The sequence below is a fragment of the Gottfriedia acidiceleris genome, assembly GCF_004138285.1.
Taxonomy (GTDB): Bacteria; Bacillota; Bacilli; order Bacillales; family Bacillaceae_G; genus Gottfriedia; species Gottfriedia acidiceleris_A.
In genome coordinates, this window is record NZ_SCFN01000010.1 from 21,446 (window position 1) to 42,513 (window position 21,068).

Below are 21,068 nucleotides of genomic sequence, written 5' to 3' on the forward strand. Positions count from 1 at the left end.
AAGTAATACTATTTGAGTATTACTTTTTTTTATGAAAAAACTATAATATTTACCAAAAAATTAAACATTATAATTAATGTGTTTTTAAAGAATCAAGATTGAAAGTAAGCGTTTAATTTAATATGACATTTGTCATCTTTTACATATGACGCCTGCTACTACCACTGGGGAAAATAACTTATATAATTAGGATAATATAATAATAAAAGTTACAACATTAGGAAGGAACTTCTAAATGTCAAAAGAAAATCAAAAGAGTTTACGAAAGCAAATTATTCCTTATGAAAAATCAAATTTAAAAGCTAGTATTTGGCAAATGATTAATACTTTTATTCCATTTATATTTTTGTGGTATTTTGCCTATAAGAGTATTTCTATTTCAGTAGTATTAACGATATTTATTGATATTGTTGCTGCACTATTCTTAATAAGGATATTTATCATCTTCCATGATTGTTGTCATCAATCATTTTTTAAGAACAAAACAGCCAATAAAGTTCTTGGCACAATTACAGGCGTTGTTACTTTATTTCCATTCAGCCAGTGGAAGCATAGTCATTCAATCCACCATGCGACAAGTGGTAACTTAGATAAACGCGGGATTGGAGATATGTGGGTTTTAACTGTTGAAGAGTACGTTGAAGCATCGCTTTGGACAAAAATACAATATCGTCTATACCGTAATCCATTAATTATGTTTGGTTTAGGACCGATTTATATCGTGTTAATTTCAAATCGATTCAATACGAAAAATGCAAAATTAAAAGAGAGATTAAACACCTATTTAACTAATATTTTAATCGTTGGGGTTTCAGCGTTATTTTGCCTTACAATAGGTTGGGAAAATTATTTAATAGTAGAAGGTCCGATCTTTTTTATCTCGGCAGTATTAGGAATTTGGCTTTTCTATGTACAGCATCAATTTGAAGACACTTATTTTGAAGAAGATGCGAATTGGGAATATGTAAAAGCAGCGGTTGAAGGAAGCTCGTTTTATAAACTTCCAAAATTATTGCAATGGATTACAGGTAATATTGGATACCACCATGTTCATCATTTAAGTCCAAGAGTACCGAATTATAATTTAGAGTCTGTTCATAATAATACGCTTCCATTACAAAGTGTACCGACGATTACACTAAAAACTAGTTTAACATCTTTAAAATTCAAATTATGGGATGAAGAAAAAAAGCAATTTGTAGGATTTAAAGATATAAAATCAATCTATAAAATAAATCGCGAAAGTTCAGACACTGTCTGAACTTTTGATGTATTTTATTTACATTTTTATACAGATTAACTTTGCTTAAATATGATAAGATTGTTATATAAGGTCACAAAACGTTTGAATAATGAGGTAAATTTATGTTTAAAAGATATTTAGTTTTCCTAAGAAGTACAGGAATCTCGCCATATATTTGGACAGTATTAGGAATTTCACCATTTTATTTTATTTTTCTTTCTGCACATTCCACTTTAAGAATCATAATAGGAATTTTACTAACAATATCATTTTTTATAATTTATCGATTGGCGTACATATCAAAAGGATGGTCAATTTTTCTATGGTCATCCATGTTAATCATCATATCCACTTCTATGAATATACTTTTTAGTTATGTATATTTTGCATTTTTTATAGCATATATGATTGGAAAGAGAAAAAATCGAGTTACATTTTTAACTTTATATATCCTTCATTTAGTAATCACTACAATATCAATCAACATCACGATTATCCTTCAAGAAGAATTAATAATTAGGCAGCTTCCATTTATTATCATTACTTGGATTAGCGTTATTTTGTTACCTTTTAGTCTTTACAGTAAAAATGAGAGAGGGCAATTGGAAGAAAAGTTAGTAGATGCTAATAAACGTATTTCAGATCTTGTAAAACTAGAAGAACGTCAAAGAATTGCTCGAGATTTACATGATACGCTAGGTCAAAAACTTTCACTGATTGGCTTAAAAAGTGACTTAGCTAGAAAGTTAATTACAAAGGATCCAGATTTAGCTCAAAATGAATTAAAGGATGTACAACAAACGGCCAGAACAGCTTTAAATGAGGTTCGAAAAATAGTTTCTCAAATGAGAGGGATTCGAATAAAAGATGAATTAATAAGGATTAAGCAAATTCTACATGCGGCTGAAATTACAGTTGAATGTAATGATAACTTTCAACTTACAAATGTATCCTTACTTACAGAAAATATTGTTAGTATGTGCTTAAAGGAAGCTGTAACAAATGTTGTAAAACATAGTAATGCTACTTTATGTAAAATATCTATTAAACAAATGAAAAATGAAATAATTTTTTCGGTTATAGATAATGGAGTTGGTTGTAAATCGGAAAAATTTACAACCGGCTATGGGTTAATTGGAATGAAGGAGCGACTCGAATTTGTGAATGGAACATTAGAGGTAAACTGTGAAAACGGAATGACTTTAATTATGAAAGTTCCAATCGATGTAAAACAAATTGAAGTGGAGGAACTAGAATGATTAGGATCGTAATTGCTGAAGACCAACGAATGCTATTAGGTGCTCTTGGTTCTTTACTTAATCTAGAAGATGATATGGAAGTTGTTGGTCAAGCTTCAAACGGAGAAGAAGCAGTTAAACTAGTCAAGCAATTACAACCTGACATTTGTATAATGGATATTGAAATGCCTGGTAAAACTGGACTTGAGGCTGCAGAAGAATTAAAAGTTTTCGATTGTAAAGTTATTATATTAACAACTTTCGCTAGATCTGGTTATTTTCAAAGAGCATTAAAAGCAGGTGTAAAAGGCTATTTATTAAAGGATAGTCCAAGTGAAGAGTTAGCAAGTTCAATAAGAAGTATTATTGCCGGTAAGAGAATCTATGCTCCAGAACTTATGGACGATGTATATGCAGAGGAAAATCCGTTAACTGACCGAGAAAAAGAAGTTTTAGAGTTAGTAGCTGATGGTAAGAACACTCAAGAAATTGCGGATGAATTAAGTCTAAAAACTGGAACAGTGAGAAATTATATTTCTATGATTTTGGACAAATTAGAAGTTAAAAATAGAATCGAAGCTATAAAACAATCAAAAGAAAAAGGTTGGTTTAAGTGAAGTTAATGGCAGGAAGCTTGAAAAACAAGAAATGCAGGTTTGGCAGGAATTGAATTTTTTCAATCCTTTACCCCAAAATTCCGCATTCCTTGTTCACTATTTAGTTTCCTGTTTTTCTTTTTTCTTTTTTTCTAGATTTTATTTTTCCTTTTCCTGATTTTTGTACTTCTTTAAAAAAATCGTCTAGTTCCTGATTGAACTTATCTGTTTCTTCCAAAAATAATAAATGACTACTATTATAAAATGGAACAAATTTTGAACCTTTTATATTTTTCTGGATAAACTCACCAGCGGCTAATGGGAAAAATCCATGACTACCAAAACAAATTAATGTTGGAATATCGACATTAGAAAGAGTATCCCGATAATCTACAGCAGTTTGATTAAATACGATTGTACTTGCAATCGCTGCAGGTAATTTATTCATTTCTTTTAATATCCATTTATGTTCTTTTGGATCAGGTTGATCCATATACATTCCATATATAAAATCGCTATTAAATTTGTTCTGGTCTTCCTGGATAGACTGCATTACATTTTTTAAAATCGTAAAATCAAATGCCCCAAACTCCCAATCTGGCCATATATAATCGGATGCAGATTGATCAACAACTGCTAGCGCCTTAATATTTTTGCTCCCAAATTGATTAACATAATCCCACAATACAAAAGCTCCCATTGACCAGCCTACTAAAATTACATCCTTTAAATCTAGTTTTTCTATAAAGCATTTTAAATCACGTGCGTACTGTGCTACTGTATGCCCATATTGAACTTTTGAGGACTTTCCATGTGCTCGTAAGTCTAAAGTAATGACGCGATAATTTTTACTAAAATACGGTACTTGTTTATGAAAAAACTTACAACTCATCATAACTCCATGAACAAAAACAACTGTTTGACCTTCTCCGTGATCTTCATAATAGAGCTTAGTATGAGAATCAAGTTCTACAAATGCCAATTTAATCGCCCCCATTGGCTTTTAAATGTCTTACTTTCCTATATTATTTCATCTCATAATAATTCATGACAATTTGCAATTTCTTTGAATAAGGTTGTTTAATTAAAAGTGATCAGTAGATTTGAAATTTAATTAACTATTTTATTACTATCATGAAATGTAAATTCATAATGTTTTTCTATTTAAAATAAAAATGTGGTAAAATTCAGATAAATATAGAATTTATTCAAGCAAAGAATACCTATCGTTTATTTTTTACCGGAAGAATCTTTAAATAAAATTTCCTGTAATACATAAAACTGACTAGGGTGTGAATTAATGGAATATGCTGGATTCTATTGGGTAGGGTTAATCTTTTGGTTATTAATTAGTTCTGGAATCATTCTATTAGTTTGGGGACTAAGGAAAAAATCCTGGAAAACATTAATAGTGAGCGGAGTTGCCTTAATACTACCAACACTTTACTTTGGTGGCGCAGAGAGTTGGTTTAAGTTGGTTGCATTTCTTCCAATGATTCCTTTCGTACTTGCTTACATCATCAAAAAAACCAATGTTTGAGATAGGTGGTTATTTTCCTTATTAATATATGTTTTTAATGAAAAGGAGAGAAATAAATGAATGTGATTGAGGGGTTTATTGAAGTAACAGGCGGGAAAGTGTGGTATCAGTTTCATAATAAAAATTCATCTAAAATCCCTGTTGTTGTTTTACATGGAGGGCCTGGATCATCGCATTATTCAATGCAAGGACTACACGTATTAGCAGAAGATCGTCCAGTTATTTTTTATGATCAGTTAGGATGTGGAAAGTCTGACCGTCCAACAGAAACCACTTTATGGAATATTGATAGATTTGTTGAAGAATTAGCGCAAATCCGAGAGGCACTTTCGCTTGATGAGTTTCATATACTAGGTCATTCGTGGGGAACAACACTTGGTGCAGCTTATTATTTATCGAGACCAGTTGGAGTGAAAAGTATAATCTTTTCAAGCCCTTGTTTAAGTGCCCCGTTATGGGCTGAGGATCAGGATCGAAATCGAAAACTACTCCCGATTGATGTACAAGAAACATTAATAAAGTGTGAGGAAAATGGAACAACAGATTCGGAAGAATACAAAAATGCTAACGCTGTATTTAACAAGCATTTTGTTTGCAGATTAGACCCATATCCAGAATTCCTAAAAAAAGGAAAACAATACAGGAATCCAGAAGTTTACAATATTATGTGGGGACCATCAGAGTTTCATGTAACTGGGAACTTAAAGGATTTTGACTGCACTTCAAAATTAAAAGATATCCAAGTCCCTACAATGTATACTTGCGGTAGATACGATGAAGCAACACCTAAATCAACAGAATATTTCAGCGAGCTAACGCCTAATGGAAAATTCCACGTATTTGAGCAAAGTGCACATATGCCGTACATAGAAGAGCCAGAAGAGTATATACGAGTAGTTGAAAGCTTTTTGAAGGAAGTTGAATAAACAATTAAATTGTGAAACGCAAGGTTGATACCTTGCGTTTTTTTGATGGTGGATTTCGTTAGTTGTGGAGGGGGCATGTGAGATTTGGTAACTCATAAAGGGTACATGAGTTACTAAATAACAAAAAATTATGAGTTACTGAAAAAGCAAGAAAATGAAAATACCTTAAATAAAAAAAGACCGGATATTATTAGAATTATCTGAAATATCAGGTCCTAAAGATACAAAATATTCTATTAAAGAATCTATTTATTTTTTAAATACTAGCGAATACGTTGTCGTCTCATCCACTGAGTTGCAACCCATTTTTCTCCGCTAATAACAGGGCTACCTGCATGAATCGTTAGTTCATTGATTGCTTCGTCCTGATAAAAATATTCAAAGTATAAACCAGTGCCTTTTTTTGCGGAAACAGAATAATTAAGTGTAGGAAAAATCGTTTCTCCGCCTTCTTCCACATCATTTAAATAGAGAATGAGTGTACTAATCCTATTATTATTTGTCCGATGATTGGAAAAGTAATCGAAATGCGGTTTATACTGCTGTCCTGGTTCGTAATGAAGAACTTGTAATGGTTCTGCATGTTCGATTGGAATATTCATGATCGTTTCGATTCGTTTTTCAATACGTTTGATAAGTTTCGTTTCGCTTTCCTCAAAAAACATACTACTACTTGTTCGCATCTCATTTTCCTCATGAGATAACCCAATTTTTGACCTTTTCATGCGCAATTTCGCATGGTTGATTAGCTCATCACATTCTTCATCACTTAAAACATTATCAAGTAATACAACTAATGGTTCCTCTTTCCGAGTAAGAATCTCAATCTCGCGATCAATTGTTTGGATAATCGGGCCAGTATGATTAAAAATGGTTTGTTCGGTTTCCTTTAACTTTCCTACTTCTAACATTTTGTCACATCTCCTTGTGTATTCATTAATACAAATCCTGGGAAAAATTGGTGGGCTCATTGCCTGGAACAAATTACACGAATGTAAATAAATGAAAACTCAAAATCGGCCTTTAATTTGGTAAATCATTTTTGTAGAAAAGAAAAAACTAAAATATAGATTGTTAAATCAAGGCTGTAATACCATAGACAATAAAACTGGTTTTAGAATAATTTCCTCATTATAATGTCATTTTCCTGCTTAAATCCAAGACTATCAGACCAAAGTTTCAAGAAATTTTAGAAAATTAATTTTAAAGTAGTTTAATTGTGGAAGTTCAGGTTTTGGTCGATTTTCATGTGTTGAAAACCCATAGTATTGATAATAAGATGGAGTAGTTTGAGCTAAATAAAATTAGAAAAAATATAAATTTATCATATGAAAATAGTATTTATCCAATCAAATGTTGGAGGTTAATAAAGAAAAAGGTCAGATAAGTTAATACTAACTCATCTAACCTTAGTAAGCTATCTATTTCATTGGTTGTAAAGCCTTATATCGATCGACTGCTTTTTCATCAGCATTTTTTGACATTTTGTAATGATAGAGCGCATCTTCCCAATCTCCATACATTGGATTTGGTAATTGGATATACTTTATGCCTAGGTCCTTTGCAATTTTGTCGACATTATCTTTTCGAGTTTTCAAATCCGCTTTATAAAAAATATCTGATAAATCGTTTGAATTATCGCCTATTAACATAACAATTTCATGGGTTTTTGCAATCTCTGCTTGTCTCGGTCCTTTTTGAGCTGTATCTGTTTTAAAAAATAAATGTTTAGAGTCAACATTCGGTAAACCATGTAATTTCATATTTTTAATTGTATCATTTCGTGTTTTTTCAGAACGATTTGTAAGATAAAAAACATCAACGTTCATTTTTTTCGCTGCGAGCAAGAAATCTTTTGCACCAGGGATTAAATCAGCTTTTGCCATATGGATCCATTCATCCCAGCCTTGTGGGTAGGAAGTATTATTCTTAATTGACCAAGCTGTATCAGGGGAATTATCAAGGATTGTTTCATCAATGTCTAAAACAACTGCGGCTGGTTTCGCTTTATTATTTAATTTATCACTTGCTTTCTTTTTAACCATTGTTTCAGCAAGCTCTTCTTTCGCCTGATTATAAATTTGAACTTGCAAAGCCTTATTTTCCGCAGAGGATTGAAACCAATTAGTAGACATAACATTATGTTCTTGTGTGCTTCTTGCAAATTCAGCTTTACTAAAACCAATGCCAGCCAAGGAACCAATGGCAAATGCAAATAAGATAGAGAGAATAATAACAATTTTTTTCATAATATTTTCCTTTCATATTTATTAAATGTACTAGCTAAATAAAAATTAGTTAGTAAATATGAAAAATTGCTTTTCAAGGTTGTTATTACCTAAAGACTAAAAAATATTCGCCTTTGATTAAAAATTTCATTTACCGTAATTTCGGAAATTTCTGAATTTAGTAAAGAAAGTGATATGATATAAGAGATTTAAATTTTAAGTTTAAAGGGAGGCTATCGATGACTATTCATTTAAAAATCGTAACAAGAGAAAATTGGGAAGAAGCTATTAAACTTGAAGTAGATAGAGAACAATTGAATTTTGTTCCTTCGGTTGCAGTATCCATTGCAAAAGTATATATAAAACCAGATGGCGAAAAAGTGGAATATATCCCATTTGCAATTTATGATGATCAGACAATGGTCGGATTTATTATGCATGCTTTTGAAGAACATACAACAAATAGTTATTGGATAAATGGGTTTTTAATTGATAAACAGTTTCAAGGTAAAGGTTATGGTAAATTAGCATTTTCTGAAATGATAAAATGGATTGTGAATAAATTTCAGCAATGCAATGAGATTCGATTAACAGTTCATAAAGATAATAAATTAGCTATGAATTTATATAAGCAATCCGGATTTAATCCGACTGGTGACTACTTTGGGGAAGAAGAAGTTTGGTATTACACAATTCAGAGATAACTGAATTTAACGTATTATTATTTTATGAATATTATGTGAACATTTTTTTAGATGATAGGAATTAGTACCTATTTTCAAGAAATAGTTGGGTATGTCAAAAAGTAGGGGTTTTTACGCTATGGAGAAATGGGAACGAAGACTAATTAATACGAAACGAGGTACATTTGAAGTATTTTGTAAAGGTGAGGGAGAGCCTTTATGTGTAACACATAATTACTCTGAGTTTAATGATACAGGAGATTATTTTGCAAATTCATTTACTAAATTATTTAAAGTATTTTTAATAAATTTAAGAGAAACGGGTAATTCTGAAAAAGCACATTTTCCTTATGAATTAAGTATGTTAGAAACAATTTTTGATTTAGAAGAAATTAGGAAAACGTTAGGTTTTTCATCCTGGAATTTTGCTGGACATTCTACCGGTGGAATGCTTGGAATCATTTATGGGATCTATTTTTCAAATTCTTTAAATCATAATATTATTGTTGGAGCTGCAGCAAGAGACTATTCAACATTTTCAAAAAACTGTATTTATAACAGGACTCATCCACAATTTAATAAAATGCAAGAATTAATTGAAAGACTAAAAGGTAATGCATTGTCTAATGAAGAAAGAGTAGCTCTATCAATTGAGCGGACAAAGCTATCTTTACATAAGCCTGAACGATATCATGAATATTTTAATTTACCAATCTCTAAAAAAATGTCTGTAATTAGACTAAATTACTTTAATAGGGAATATCAAATTTACGATGTAACAAAAAAATTAGCATTAATAAGCTGTTCAACTTTAATCATTTGTGGCAAACATGATGTACAATGCCCAATCGAATATTCAGAAGAAATGGCTGAAGGAATTGCAAATTCGAAATTAGTCATTTTAAATGAAAGTAATCATTATCCATTTTTAGAAGAGAAGGAACTATTTTTTAAGGAAGTAAAACAATTTACTAAAAAAAACCTTGACTAAAATATGTCTGAAATTTATTAGTTTTTAAGGAGAATATAAAATGAATTTGCCAATCCTTTTCGTAATTATTGCGTTAGTTTTATCATTAGTTTGTGGTTCTGGATTTAGCCCATTGTTAATAACAAATGTTTTACTTGCCTTAATCGCAGGTATATTATATGAACGAAGAGAAGAAAAACAAGTTAAGGAATAATTTACTAAAGCTGGAGGACTAAAGTTGTTAACAATTTATTTAACAAGACACGGTGAAACGGTGTGGAATATCGAAAATCGATTACAGGGATCAAAAGATTCAGAACTTACTGCTAGTGGGATTAGTGATGCTAAATTATTAAGTAAAAAATTAGCTAAAGTGAGTTTTAGTAAAATATATACTAGTTCGAGTAAACGTGCAGTAACAACTGCACATATTTTAAAAAACAATCCCTCCATTCCAATTATTGAGGAAGATGATTTAAAAGAAATTAATTTTGGCGATTGGGAAGGTAAAACGAAAAAAGAAATCAATGAGTGCTTTGAAAATGAATTCGAATCGCTTTGGAAAACACCACATTTATACGACCATAGTCGAAATCAGGGTGAGAGTTTACTCGACTTAAGAGAAAGAGTAGGCAATGTAATTCAGAACATTATAAAATCAAATGAAGAAGGAAATATATTAATTGTTACACATGCAGTTGTTTTGGCAACAATTGTAGCTCATTTAAAACAATCACCTATTGAAAAATTATGGGATCTACCTTATGTCCACGGAACAAGTTTAACGATTATTAATTTTGGTGAGGATAAAGAGTTGGAATTTGAAGTACTTTGCGATACAACTCATTTGGATCGTATTTAATGTTTTTACTAAAATATGTTAGCCTACCTAATTAAAAATAGGTAGGCCTTTTATGATCAAATTGATTGGAAAGATTTTTCATTTTTATTGAATTTGCTAACTTCTTGATCAATCACTTTAATTAATAGGATTGTAACTAATACAAAAACAACGTCTATAAAATAGATTAATATATTTAAATAAGTTTCCTGTAGCATAATGCCAAGCATTGCTCCCATCATTCCACCCATAATTCCCGCAGTTATTCCTTCTAATACAGCCATTAATGATAATGGTTTACCAGTTAAGTATCCTATTAATATGCCCGCAGACATTGAAATAATTGTGGGGATCGTTAAATCTGTATTCCGAAAAAAAATACCAAAGATTGTACCCACAGTGACACTTGTCATCATTGAATTCGTCATACTGATCATTTTTCCGGCTGTACAAGAAAGTTTTTCTTTTTTTCTATTTGCGATTAGAATGACATATGATGAAAGTAGAACAGTTAATACAATGCTAGCCCATTCTAAGAACATTAAGTTAAACTCCTCCCTATGTTGGATCCTTAGTTGTTTGAGTTATAATGTTCAATTATATGTTGAAAAAGCTTAATTGTATGAATGAGATAAGAATAATTTTATTTTTATTTATACTTTTACTTTTTTATCACAAAATTTACTTAACTTTTTTTAGTAAAGTAAGGGTGAGGATTTTATCGGAAAAAGGAGTGATGTAAATGAAGAAATTATTTTACATATTCATAACCTTGTTATGTATTTTACTAATTTGTTCTGGCTGTGGAAAAAAAGCTGAAATTAAATCGAGCCCTTTTTTAGATCATATTAAATTATCAATTAACGAAAAAAAAAATAACAAATAAAAACCATACATATGTATATCAAGTAAATTTAGTAAATTCAGATGGAAAAGAAGTAGATGTAGATTCGGTTAATTTTAAAATGGAAATGAAAAGTATGAATCATCATGTTGAAGCGAGTATGAAGAAAATAAATAAAGGTATATATGAAGTGAGTTTAGAACTCCCAATGGAAGGGACTTGGAGTAAACAAATTACTCTAAAAAAGGGTAAAAATGAACGTAAAGTATCAATTAGATAAAGATGAATAAGAAAAAAGATAGTAAATTTAGTAAGCTAGACTATTTTTACTATCTTTTTTCATGAAATACAATTGGTTGTCCATTTAAGCCAGGTCGGTATACCTGCTTTTGTTATTAAATAATTAATCTACAACAATATAACCAATCATTGGTGCCCCGTCATGAGAATGAGTATCACAAATTAATCGGTATGTACCTTCTTTTTTAAAGAATAAAGGTACTTCAGTCGTTTTACCTTTGGCAACTACACCCGTGATATTCGTTCCTTCGATATGAAAACTATGTTCTTTTCCGTTTATTCCATGAATTTTTAAATTTACTTTTTGGTTTTTTTCAATAACAATCGTACCTGGATCCCATCTATAGGCTTCAATTTCCGTTCCATCATCTAGCTTTGTACTAAATTCGGCTGTGATCATATCGATGTCTATTGTTTTTACGTGCTGCTGCTCTACTGCAGTTTGAACTGAATTTGGTGTTAAGTAATACCAACCACTTAATCCAATAACTACAAGGAGAAAGCAAATTAATAACCATTTTTTCTTAATAAAAATAAAGTGCATAAGACACCTCCAAAAATAATTTCATATTATAAAATATGCTTATCCTATTAATAACTTGTCTAATAATTCTACTTTCGTAAATTACATAATTATTTCTTTTATTCATAATGTAATAGAAGGGAATAATTACTAAATTTGGATTATTCAAGATTGGTAATCTACTATATAATGGAAATGTAGTAATTTTTTTGGAGGGGATCTGATGTTTAAAAAAGTACTAGCTAGACTAGGAATTGGAGCTGCTACGGTAAATACAATTATTCATACGAGAGATTTATATCCAGGAAAAAATGTTGAAGGTGTAGTTGAAATTAAAGGTGGTTCAGTTGCACAAGAAATTAATCATATTGGGCTTAAATTAAAGTCTTATGCTAAAAAGAAAAGTGGAGACGATGAGGTAAACGTTAAAATCCAACTACATGAAGAACGTGTATCAGGCAAAATGAAAATTGAAGCGAATGAACAAAAAGTAATTCCTTTTTCGTTCCAACTGCCATTTTACACACCGATTACAATAAGACATGGCCAAGTTTGGATTGAGACTGATTTAGATATAGATTTAAGTATAGACCCTACTGATACTGATTTCTTAAAGGTTCATGCACATGAAGAATTAGCAAATTTTGTTGAAGCATTTACAATTCTTGGCTTCCGTTTACGTCAGGTTGAGGTGGAGGCTCAAAATGGTCGATTCTATCAAGAGTGGGAGTTTGTTCCAAGCTCAAAAAGAGAATGGCGATTTGATGAAATTGAATGTATGATTGAACCGAATAAAGATGGTCTGTTTATGATGGTAGGAGTAGATAAAGCTGGTTCACATCGTGGTTTAACAGGTTTACTACAAGAATCACTAGGATTAGATGAAAAGAAAACATCACTTAGCTTTAAAAATGAGCAACTTAAAGATGCGCAATCAATTGCAAAAACGGTTAGGGCATTTTTACAACAATATAACTAAATAAAAAGTAAGAGACAGTTATTGTCTCTTACTTTTTATTTTTTACAAAGTCGGAAATTCTCATTCTTTAGACTGAATTTAAATGGAATTTATAATAAAAACTATCCGTATAAGAATTTATAGAATACAATAGTATTTACTAGAAAAAATTAACATTTTTATGTTGAAAAGGAGTTTTTATGAAATCTAACGTTAAAAATATGAAATGGATTTCGGGTGGTTTTGAAGCTTTACTCGGTATACCTGTTTTAGGTGGTTCAATCGTTATTGGTTTTGGTTATACGCCATTATTTATAGCTTTAATCCTCCATATTATTACACTCGTGTTAGCGAAAAAAGCTGGTGTCTCTGCTAGTGGAAATATATTTGGAATAATAACATCTTGTCTTGCATGGATTCCTATTTTAGGAATGATCATGCATATTCTCTCAGCCATTTTTATTTTGATTGGTGCGGCTACTCAACGTTCAAAATAGACTGATTTTTAAATGAAGTTATTGGCTTATTAATAGGATTTATGTTTGTGACTAAGTACAAGACTAACTTCACGTTAGTCTTTCAATTATTTTTAAGAAAGAGTGGTAAAGTTGGTCTTTTTCTTAATCAGTGGTTTTTTCATTCTTCTTATTGTAGGAATCGTATTAATTGTAAAGGGTTTTTTAGTAAAAGGACTAATATTGATTAGCGCAAGTATTGTTTTCGGAATTGTAATGATTATTTACTATGAACGGAGAAGAAAGAATAGAAGAGGAATCGATTGGTGTGATTGCGGTGATTTTGGTTTTATACCAGATTGTGACATCCCTGATTGTCATCATCACACGCCTGATTGCACACCAGATTGTGCACCCGATTGTGATTGTAGTCCGGATTGTCCAAGCTAATAGGGGGATAAATTTTGATTTTTAATTGGATTCCTTGTCATCGTAAGCAAGAAAGGTCATTTCATATAGGCTCTTATACTTTTCCACTTTGTGCAAGATGTTCTGCAGTATTAATTGGTTATTTGTTTCTTCCATTTTTATTTATGATCTCATCATTACTACTTTGGTGGTATATACCCTTATTAATGATGCCATTATTAATTGACGGATATACCCAGAAATGGAATTGGCGGGAAAGTAATAATTATTTACGTTTCATAACTGGATTACTATTTGGCATTGCTCAGACAATATTGATTATAAGGTTTGTTCTTTTTTTGACAAAAATTCTTATGTAACTTATACATCATAATTTTTATGAATTTTTTCCTCCATGATTGGTTAAAGTACACTTAGATTCTTTTCTAAGGAGGAATAAAAATGGAAGATACTCATGAGTTTGTAGAAAAATTACATGAAAAACAAAGAAAAGACCAAAAAAATAAAGAACATCAAGGTAATGGAACACCAAACGAAAAATTACCTACTAAGCAACATGGAACAAATAAATAATTGAAGGTGGCCGTGACTAAAGTCATGGCTTTTCTATTTTTGACTTTTAAAGAAAGAAGACAACAAGTTGTCTTCCTTCTTGTTTAATATCCATAAAATTACCACTTATGAGCCTTAGCATCACTTTTTAAAATGATTGTGTTTTGAGACATCATAGTATGGCCGTTTACTTGCGATTTAGCGCGTTTAGGTCTCGTCCAATTGTGGTAAAACTTCTGAGAATGTGGATCTAAATGATTTTTTATTGTCATGTTTGATTCACCTCTAAGTTAATTTAGGATATCTGTGATATTCAACTGAATATCGTATTTAGTATTTGAAAATTAGTTGAAAATGATACAAGTATTAAAAACTTAATTAAATATAGAAATAAAGCATATTGAAACTTAGGAGTAGTCCACCTATGCCTCAATTAGTTTTTAGTATAAATCGATATTATTCTTTGAAGGAATTATAAAAATTTTATTGAATTCTTTTAAATTCTAAATAAATTTTTTTGAAAGGATTCAAAATATGGAAAAATTATTAATAAATATATTAAATCAATATCCATTGTCACTAGAGTCTATTGTAGTTGAAAAAGAATTGAATCCACAAAGTTGGTATAACGATAAACATTATAAGATTTTTGTTAACAATTACGATTATTCAGCTAGATTTATCAGTATGCAACGCTCAAATAATGAGTTTTTTGGTGAACTTTCAGATGAAATTATAGAAGATCAAATAAAATTCACAGAGTTTTTAGGTGAAAATAATATACCATTCATGCAAGTTGTGAAAACCAAAAAGAATGATCGTTTTTTGAGCGTATTAATTGATAATCGAACGTATCGTTTTATATTATTTAAATGGATAGATAGAATACATATTTCTACTTTTAATGATTCGATAGCAGAAGTGGATGGAGAAATGGAAGCCAAATTTCATTCAACTTCAGCAGAATATGCTAAAGCACATACGAGTCAATTTGACTTTATTATTCAATCAGATATGAACCCATTAAATATCATATGGAGTAAAGATGATTTATGCATAAAAGGAATAATCGATTTCGAATCAATTACATATGTTGATCGAACTCGAGGGATTAGCTTGGTTAATTAAATGGTATTCAAAAACAAACGAGAATACTTCATTCTACGTTTCAAAGACTTTAGTTGACAAATTTTTGACTAAATACAGTGACTATATTCAGATTGGGTCTGAGCATATTGAAAGACTTTCTTCATTACTTTGGTTAACAGGATGTATAAATTGGAATTTCTTCAACACAACCTATGGACTAATCAAAACGAACGAAAATAACTTAAACAAACATTTAGATTACTATTTGCAAAGAGGAAAAAAATTAGAAGCATTATTACGATAATGATATTGTTAATATAATTATTTATTCAAAGGGGAAACCGTGATGGAAATTCAAAATGAGGTCTTACAATTTAAAATGGATATTGGCGTTAAAAAACCTGATAGTATTAAAAATAAAGAAGTTAAATGTCCATTCTGTGATCGTGAAAACTTAACGGATATTATCGATACATCTGGCTCGATCATTTATTTGAAAAATAAATTTCCAACTTTAAAAGATACTTTTCAAACTGTTATTATTGAAAGCGATGATTGTGAAGGAGATCCTTCGAAATATTCTTTAACACATACGACAGAATTATTAGCCTTTGCAATTGATAAATGGGATGAAATGGAATCGACAGGAGAATTCAAATCTGTTATTTTATATAAAAATCATGGCCCATTATCAGGGGGAACACTAAGTCATCCACATATGCAAATTGTTGGATTAAAAAATATTGATTACAACAAAAAAGTAACAGATGTGTATTTCCAGGGGATTACGATTTCGTCGGATAATGGATATGAATTAAACATATCTACTCATCCAATTATGGGATTTAGAGAATTCAATATTTTAATTGATGATCAGAAATTTATTCCACAAATGGCCGTTTACTTACAAACGGTTACACATTATTTACTTAACCATTTTTATAAAGGACTTCAAAGTTATAATTTATTCTTTTATAAATGGAAGGGGAAAATTATTTGTAAAATTATTCCTAGATTTGTTGTATCTCCATTATTTATCGGCTATTCAATTTCTCAAGTTTCAAATCAGTTAGAAGTACATAAAGATCAAATACTTAGTCTTTATCAAAAAGAATTAGAGGGTATTTCTTCAATATAAAAGAGCTTACAGTTGTAGGCTCTTTTTTATATTGATTGAAGTTTTTAATAAAACCATAAAAGATATTAACAAAAAACAATTGTTCATAATAAAAGGAAATCAGATATTTTTACAATTTGTAATGAATAATCAGTTTCCAAGTTTCTTTCATCTGTTTATTTAATTAATAATTCGTTTTTTAATTCTCTAATTTGCTCAATATGACGTTTTTCATGAACACCTATAAAAGGAATCCATTGTTTTAAATTGATTTGTCCAAAAATCGGATGTGGCATGCCTTTATCATCCAATTTATGATCTTTCGTTAGTTCAACAAAATCAAGTAGTGATCTTCTAGATTGGTTTAGCTTGTCAGCCATTTCCATTTTAGTAATGAATTGATCAGTTGGTTCAAAATGAGGGGGAGAGGTTACTTTTTTAGTGCGATCAGTTGCTAGATGAATTGGCTTATCTTGTATAACTTCACTTGGTGCTTCATTAAATGTACGTGTCATCAGCTTTACTAATTTAGATTCCATTAAGTATAAATGTTCAAGAACTTGCATAATGGACCATTTTTCATTATTTACCTTCTTATTTAACTGTTCATCTGTTAAATGATCAATAACTTCCATAAGTTCTTCACGAATTTGGATATTCTCTTTCATAGGATATTCCCCATTTCTATTTTAATAATTGTAAACAAAAATGCTTTTACCAGACTCTATGAAACTAAAAATTGAGTACAACTTATTTAGATAAATATTATGAGTAATCATAAGAAATAATATAAAAAACAAATATAAATACTTATTTTTAGTTTAATGTAGGTTGTAAATTTTTACAAATTTGAATGGGTTTGAACGCTTTTGAACGAATCAGAATGTTATTGAACGTTTTTGGAAGAAAATGATTGATTTTTTATTTTTTGTGTCTTATACTTGGTTTTATGAAAGGATGAATTCTATGTTAACTCCGGAAAGACAACAATTCATTATAGATTTGATAAAAAGAATGGGTATTGTGAAATTAAGGGATATCGTAGAGGCTACAAATACCTCTGAATCGACAATACGTCGTGATTTAGTTGAGCTTGAGTCTCTTAATCTCTTAAAAAGAGTTCATGGTGGAGCAGCTTCAATCAATAGCAAAGCCACTGAATTAAGCATGACTGAAAAAACATCCAAAAACGTTCAAAGTAAAAAATTAATCGCTGGGCTTGCGGTAACTCAAATTAATGAAGGCGATTGTATATATTTAGATGCTGGTAGTACTACATTCGAAATGATTCCTTTATTAAAAGGTTTAGATGTAACAGTCGTTACGAATGGATTAATGCATGTTGAAGCTCTTTTCGAAAATGAAGTGTCCGCATATCTTATAGGTGGAAAAATGAAAGGGCATACAAAAGCATTGATAGGGAGTATGGCTTCTGAAAGTCTAAAGAATTATCGGTTTGATAAATGTTTTATTGGAGCGAACGGAATCCATTCTCAATTTGGCTATACTACGCCAGATCCTGAAGAGGCGTTTGTAAAGAAAACAGCAATCTCTATTTCAGAGAAAGTATTTATAATAGCTGATTATAGTAAATTTGGCGAAACAAGTTTTGCAAAAATTGGTGAAATTGAAGATGCGATTATTATAACGGACGAAATAGATGATGTTCTAGCCAAACAATTTGAGGAAAAAACATCTTTGATAAAGGTAGTGAAATCATGATTTATACAGTAACACTTAATCCTTCAATTGATTACATCGTTGAAGTAGACGATATCGGGTTAGGAAAAATTAATCGAATGAAAAGGGAAAATAAATTTCCTGGCGGTAAAGGAATAAATGTTTCTAGAGTTTTGAAAAGATTAGATGTCGAAAGCATAGCACTTGGTTTCGTCGGAGGGTTTACTGGAGATTTTATTAAAAATGTCTTGGAAAATGAAAAGGTTACATCTGACTTTGTTCAAGTGGAAGGCGATTCTAGAATTAACATAAAATTAAAATCTCAATTAGAAACTGAAATTAACGGACAAGGCCCTGCGATTTCCGAGGAAAAACTAGATCAATTCTTTTATAAACTAAAACAAATTAAAAAAGGTGATTATGTTGTATTAGCTGGTAATATCCCTAATACATTACCATCTGATTTATATGAACAATTGACATTGTGGGGCCAAGAAAATGGGATTCATATCATTGTAGATGCAAGTGGAAAAGTACTTTTAGATGTGGTAAAGCATCGTCCATTTTTTATCAAGCCAAATCATCATGAATTAGGTGACTTATTTGATGTCAAAATTACTTCAATTGAACAAGCAATCCCGTACGGTAAAAAGTTAGTTGAAATGGGTGCTCAAAATGTAGGAATATCGTTTGCAGGTGATGGAGCGATTCTTATTACTGAGTCTTCCGTTTATGTTTCAAATGTTCCAAAGGGAGAAGTAATCAATTCAGTCGGTGCAGGTGATTCACTTGTGGCTGGTTTTGTTGGTACTTATGTAAAAACAAATAATATTGAAACTGCATTTAAAGTAGGTGTAGCATCAGGTAGTGCTACCGCTTTTTCAGAGGATTTAACAAAAAGAGAGAAAATTGAAGAATTACTTAATCAAGTAAAGATTGAAAAAGATTAGGGGGGCGAATTATGAGAATCACAGAATTATTAAAAATAGATACAGTTCTCATTGATTTGAATTCATCATCAAAAATGTCAGTAATTGATGAATTAATACAGGTTTTAGATCATGCAGGGAAATTAAATGATAAACAACAGTTTAAAGAAGCGATTTTAACACGTGAAGGTCAAAGTACAACAGGAATTGGAGAAGGTATTGCAATTCCACATGCTAAGACTGCGGCTGTTAAGACTCCTGCAATTGCATTTGGTCGATCAAAAGATGGGATTGATTATGAATCACTTGATGGTCAACCGGCTCATTTATTTTTTATGATTGCAGCTAGTGAAGGAGCAAATAATGCGCATTTGGAAACATTATCTAGATTATCTTCACTATTAATGGATGAAGAATTTCGCGGCTCTTTATTAAGTGCAAAAGACGCAAAGGAAATTATTCAATTAATCGATCAAAAAGAAAAATCGTTAAATGATGAAAATGAAGAAACAGTCATAGAAGATTCTTCACGTCCACTAGTCCTTGCAGTAACTGCATGTCCAACAGGTATTGCTCACACTTATATGGCGGCAGATGCTTTAAAAGCAAAAGCAAAAGAATTAAATATTGATTTAAAAGTAGAAACGAATGGATCAACAGGGATAAAAAATGAATTAACAAAAGACGAGATTAGTAGAGCAGCAGCTATTATCGTAGCAGCGGATAAACAAGTAGAAGTAAATCGCTTTGATGGAAAACATGTCATCCAAGTACCAGTAGCAGATGGAATTCGTAAGTCAAAGGAATTACTTGAAAGAGCTGTTAAACAAGATGCACCAATTTTTCATGCTAATAATAATGGTGGTGGAAGTTCTTCAACTAATCCAGGGTCGGGGATTTACAAGCACTTAATGAATGGTGTAAGTAATATGTTACCTTTTGTAGTTGGTGGAGGAATTCTAATTGCGTTAGCATTTGCTTTTGGAGGAATTCATACAAAAGGTCCAGTGGCTGAACTACTAATGAAAATTGGAGGAACTGGTGCTTTTAGTTATTTAGTTCCTATATTAGCCGGTTTTATTGCAAGTTCGATTGCAGATCGACCTGGATTTGTACCAGGGGTAGTTGGTGGATTTTTAGCTTCAAGTGCTGGCGCGGGATTCTTAGGTGGTTTAATTGCAGGTTTCTTAGCTGGTTATGTTGTACTTGGACTAAAGAAAGTATTTTCTAAGTTACCTAAATCATTAGAAGGTATTAAGCCGGTTCTATTATATCCAGTATTTGGATTATTAATTACTGGTATTTTAATGGAATTAGTCGTAAATCCTCCTGTAACTTATTTAAATTCAGCTTTAACTCATTGGTTAAGTAGTTTAAATGGTGGAAACGCTGTATTATTAGGATTAATTCTTGGTGGAATGATGGCAGTAGATATGGGTGGACCTATAAATAAAGCTGCATTTACCTTTGGTATAGCTGCAATTGCAGCAAATAATTTTGCACCACATGCTGCTGTAATGGCAGGTGGTATGGTACCTCCATTAGGTATTGCTTTAGCTACTACACTTTTCAAAACAAAGTTTACTGAAATGGAACGTAAATCAGGAATCACAAACTATATAATGGGGATTTCTTTTATAACAGAAGGAGCGATACCATTTGCTGCTGCTGACCCAGTGAGAGTAATTGTAAGTTCTGTTATAGGTTCTTCAATCGCAGGTGGACTTGCAATGGCATTTGGTATTACATTACCTGCGCCACATGGTGGAGCATTTGTTATTCCGTTAGTAAATAAACCGGTATTGTATTTACTAGCTATATTAATTGGCTCAATCATCACAGCGATCATACTTGGAATTTGGAAAAAAAGAGTAAATGAATAATTAAGTACAATAAAAAGGCGACCTTAAAGTCAATACTTTGACTT

The 21,068-nt window shown here is 31.0% G+C and carries 28 protein-coding genes; 21 read left to right on the forward strand and 7 right to left on the reverse strand.

From position 1 onward, the window contains the following. Nucleotides 1–235 precede the first annotated feature (235 nt). The 3 genes from EP747_RS15205 (at nucleotide 236) to EP747_RS15215 (ending at nucleotide 3,098) form a co-directional block, all read left to right on the forward strand. Nucleotides 236–1,261: a fatty acid desaturase gene (locus EP747_RS15205; protein ID WP_129690981.1), complete on the forward strand. Its 1,026-nt coding sequence runs from the start codon at nucleotides 236–238 to the stop codon at nucleotides 1,259–1,261. Between the two features lie 104 nt (nucleotides 1,262–1,365). After that, nucleotides 1,366–2,502, forward strand: coding sequence for a sensor histidine kinase (locus EP747_RS15210; protein ID WP_129690982.1), 1,137 nt, complete (start codon nucleotides 1,366–1,368; stop codon nucleotides 2,500–2,502). Next, nucleotides 2,499–3,098: a response regulator transcription factor gene (locus tag EP747_RS15215; RefSeq protein WP_114343483.1), complete on the forward strand. Its 600-nt coding sequence runs from the start codon at nucleotides 2,499–2,501 to the stop codon at nucleotides 3,096–3,098. Before EP747_RS15210 ends, EP747_RS15215 begins: the two co-directional genes overlap by 4 nt. A 100-nt stretch (nucleotides 3,099–3,198) precedes the next feature. Here the strand turns inward: EP747_RS15215 and EP747_RS15220 are convergent, their stop codons facing one another. Beyond that, the gene (locus EP747_RS15220) at nucleotides 3,199–4,059 is read right to left on the reverse strand and encodes an alpha/beta fold hydrolase (RefSeq protein ID WP_129690983.1); all 861 of its coding nucleotides are present in this window, start codon (nucleotides 4,057–4,059) and stop codon (nucleotides 3,199–3,201) included. A gap of 318 nt (nucleotides 4,060–4,377) precedes the next feature. Here EP747_RS15220 and EP747_RS15225 point away from each other — a divergent pair, with 318 nt between their 5' ends. Both EP747_RS15225 and EP747_RS15230 read left to right on the forward strand, forming a co-directional pair. Next, nucleotides 4,378–4,617: a hypothetical protein gene (locus EP747_RS15225; protein ID WP_129690984.1), complete on the forward strand. Its 240-nt coding sequence runs from the start codon at nucleotides 4,378–4,380 to the stop codon at nucleotides 4,615–4,617. 56 nt (nucleotides 4,618–4,673) lie between these two features. Beyond that, nucleotides 4,674–5,543: a proline iminopeptidase-family hydrolase gene (locus tag EP747_RS15230; RefSeq protein WP_129690985.1), complete on the forward strand. Its 870-nt coding sequence runs from the start codon at nucleotides 4,674–4,676 to the stop codon at nucleotides 5,541–5,543. A gap of 263 nt (nucleotides 5,544–5,806) precedes the next feature. Here EP747_RS15230 and EP747_RS15235 read toward each other — a convergent pair whose 3' ends face one another. Beyond that, the gene (locus tag EP747_RS15235) at nucleotides 5,807–6,454 is read right to left on the reverse strand and encodes a 2OG-Fe(II) oxygenase (RefSeq protein WP_235832893.1); all 648 of its coding nucleotides are present in this window, start codon (nucleotides 6,452–6,454) and stop codon (nucleotides 5,807–5,809) included. 510 nt (nucleotides 6,455–6,964) lie between these two features. Next, a complete protein-coding gene (locus EP747_RS15240; protein WP_129690987.1) occupies nucleotides 6,965–7,792 on the reverse strand; it encodes a 5'-nucleotidase, lipoprotein e(P4) family in 828 nt (275 codons plus the stop codon). Between the two features lie 218 nt (nucleotides 7,793–8,010). On the opposite strand from EP747_RS15240, the gene EP747_RS15245 reads away from it, so the two are divergent. From EP747_RS15245 to EP747_RS15255, 4 genes are all read left to right on the forward strand, one after another. Further along, nucleotides 8,011–8,475, forward strand: a complete 465-nt coding sequence (locus EP747_RS15245; RefSeq protein ID WP_129690988.1) for a GNAT family N-acetyltransferase — start codon at nucleotides 8,011–8,013, stop codon at nucleotides 8,473–8,475. Nucleotides 8,476–8,593: 118 nt separating this feature from the next. Next, complete coding sequence (locus tag EP747_RS15250) at nucleotides 8,594–9,445, forward strand: alpha/beta fold hydrolase (RefSeq protein WP_129690989.1); 852 nt, start codon at nucleotides 8,594–8,596, stop codon at nucleotides 9,443–9,445. 40 nt (nucleotides 9,446–9,485) lie between these two features. Continuing rightward, nucleotides 9,486–9,638 carry a hypothetical protein gene (locus tag EP747_RS24310; protein WP_165347085.1) on the forward strand — a complete coding sequence of 51 codons (153 nt, stop codon included), beginning with the start codon at nucleotides 9,486–9,488 and terminating at the stop codon, nucleotides 9,636–9,638. A gap of 24 nt (nucleotides 9,639–9,662) precedes the next feature. Continuing rightward, nucleotides 9,663–10,286 (forward strand): histidine phosphatase family protein, encoded by a 624-nt coding sequence (locus tag EP747_RS15255; RefSeq protein ID WP_129690990.1) that lies wholly within the window; start codon nucleotides 9,663–9,665, stop codon nucleotides 10,284–10,286. A 56-nt stretch (nucleotides 10,287–10,342) separates the two neighbouring features. Here the strand turns inward: EP747_RS15255 and EP747_RS15260 are convergent, their stop codons facing one another. Beyond that, entirely contained in the window at nucleotides 10,343–10,807 is a 465-nt protein-coding gene (locus EP747_RS15260; protein ID WP_129690991.1) for a hypothetical protein, read from the reverse strand. 303 nt (nucleotides 10,808–11,110) lie between these two features. On the opposite strand from EP747_RS15260, the gene EP747_RS15265 reads away from it, so the two are divergent. Beyond that, nucleotides 11,111–11,389, forward strand: coding sequence for a FixH family protein (locus EP747_RS15265; RefSeq protein ID WP_268895661.1), 279 nt, complete (start codon nucleotides 11,111–11,113; stop codon nucleotides 11,387–11,389). A gap of 123 nt (nucleotides 11,390–11,512) precedes the next feature. On the opposite strand, the gene EP747_RS15270 is transcribed toward EP747_RS15265, so the two are convergent. Then, nucleotides 11,513–11,953: a cupredoxin domain-containing protein gene (locus EP747_RS15270; RefSeq protein WP_129690993.1), complete on the reverse strand. Its 441-nt coding sequence runs from the start codon at nucleotides 11,951–11,953 to the stop codon at nucleotides 11,513–11,515. A 202-nt stretch (nucleotides 11,954–12,155) separates the two neighbouring features. Between EP747_RS15270 and EP747_RS15275 the strand changes: the two genes are divergently transcribed. From EP747_RS15275 to EP747_RS15295, 5 genes are all read left to right on the forward strand, one after another. Next, nucleotides 12,156–12,911 carry a sporulation protein gene (locus EP747_RS15275; RefSeq protein WP_129690994.1) on the forward strand — a complete coding sequence of 252 codons (756 nt, stop codon included), beginning with the start codon at nucleotides 12,156–12,158 and terminating at the stop codon, nucleotides 12,909–12,911. Nucleotides 12,912–13,090: 179 nt separating this feature from the next. Next, complete coding sequence (locus EP747_RS15280) at nucleotides 13,091–13,387, forward strand: hypothetical protein (RefSeq protein ID WP_129690995.1); 297 nt, start codon at nucleotides 13,091–13,093, stop codon at nucleotides 13,385–13,387. 111 nt (nucleotides 13,388–13,498) lie between these two features. Then, complete coding sequence (locus EP747_RS15285) at nucleotides 13,499–13,795, forward strand: hypothetical protein (protein ID WP_129690996.1); 297 nt, start codon at nucleotides 13,499–13,501, stop codon at nucleotides 13,793–13,795. A 14-nt stretch (nucleotides 13,796–13,809) separates the two neighbouring features. Beyond that, nucleotides 13,810–14,133: a DUF2085 domain-containing protein gene (locus EP747_RS15290; protein WP_129690997.1), complete on the forward strand. Its 324-nt coding sequence runs from the start codon at nucleotides 13,810–13,812 to the stop codon at nucleotides 14,131–14,133. 82 nt (nucleotides 14,134–14,215) lie between these two features. Further along, on the forward strand, nucleotides 14,216–14,347 hold the full coding sequence (locus EP747_RS15295; protein WP_056466015.1) for a DUF4023 domain-containing protein: 132 nt from the start codon (nucleotides 14,216–14,218) through the stop codon (nucleotides 14,345–14,347). Between the two features lie 98 nt (nucleotides 14,348–14,445). Here the strand turns inward: EP747_RS15295 and EP747_RS15300 are convergent, their stop codons facing one another. After that, nucleotides 14,446–14,598: a YpzG family protein gene (locus EP747_RS15300; protein ID WP_129690998.1), complete on the reverse strand. Its 153-nt coding sequence runs from the start codon at nucleotides 14,596–14,598 to the stop codon at nucleotides 14,446–14,448. A gap of 262 nt (nucleotides 14,599–14,860) precedes the next feature. Between EP747_RS15300 and EP747_RS15305 the strand changes: the two genes are divergently transcribed. From EP747_RS15305 to EP747_RS15315, 3 genes are all read left to right on the forward strand, one after another. Beyond that, complete coding sequence (locus EP747_RS15305; protein WP_129690999.1) at nucleotides 14,861–15,454, forward strand: hypothetical protein; 594 nt, start codon at nucleotides 14,861–14,863, stop codon at nucleotides 15,452–15,454. Between the two features lie 64 nt (nucleotides 15,455–15,518). Continuing rightward, complete coding sequence (locus EP747_RS15310; protein WP_129691000.1) at nucleotides 15,519–15,719, forward strand: hypothetical protein; 201 nt, start codon at nucleotides 15,519–15,521, stop codon at nucleotides 15,717–15,719. A gap of 42 nt (nucleotides 15,720–15,761) precedes the next feature. After that, nucleotides 15,762–16,553 carry a DUF4931 domain-containing protein gene (locus EP747_RS15315; RefSeq protein ID WP_235832894.1) on the forward strand — a complete coding sequence of 264 codons (792 nt, stop codon included), beginning with the start codon at nucleotides 15,762–15,764 and terminating at the stop codon, nucleotides 16,551–16,553. 155 nt (nucleotides 16,554–16,708) lie between these two features. Here the strand turns inward: EP747_RS15315 and EP747_RS15320 are convergent, their stop codons facing one another. Next, nucleotides 16,709–17,200: a DinB family protein gene (locus EP747_RS15320; protein ID WP_129691001.1), complete on the reverse strand. Its 492-nt coding sequence runs from the start codon at nucleotides 17,198–17,200 to the stop codon at nucleotides 16,709–16,711. Between the two features lie 298 nt (nucleotides 17,201–17,498). Here EP747_RS15320 and EP747_RS15325 point away from each other — a divergent pair, with 298 nt between their 5' ends. From EP747_RS15325 to EP747_RS15335, 3 genes are read left to right on the forward strand one after another with little or no spacing between them, the layout of a single operon-like run. Continuing rightward, complete coding sequence (locus EP747_RS15325; protein WP_328590736.1) at nucleotides 17,499–18,254, forward strand: DeoR/GlpR family DNA-binding transcription regulator; 756 nt, start codon at nucleotides 17,499–17,501, stop codon at nucleotides 18,252–18,254. After that, the gene (pfkB, locus tag EP747_RS15330) at nucleotides 18,251–19,162 is read left to right on the forward strand and encodes a 1-phosphofructokinase (RefSeq protein WP_129691003.1); all 912 of its coding nucleotides are present in this window, start codon (nucleotides 18,251–18,253) and stop codon (nucleotides 19,160–19,162) included. Before EP747_RS15325 ends, pfkB begins: the two co-directional genes overlap by 4 nt. An 11-nt stretch (nucleotides 19,163–19,173) precedes the next feature. Beyond that, complete coding sequence (locus tag EP747_RS15335; RefSeq protein WP_129691004.1) at nucleotides 19,174–21,024, forward strand: PTS fructose transporter subunit IIABC; 1,851 nt, start codon at nucleotides 19,174–19,176, stop codon at nucleotides 21,022–21,024. Nucleotides 21,025–21,068 lie beyond the last annotated feature (44 nt).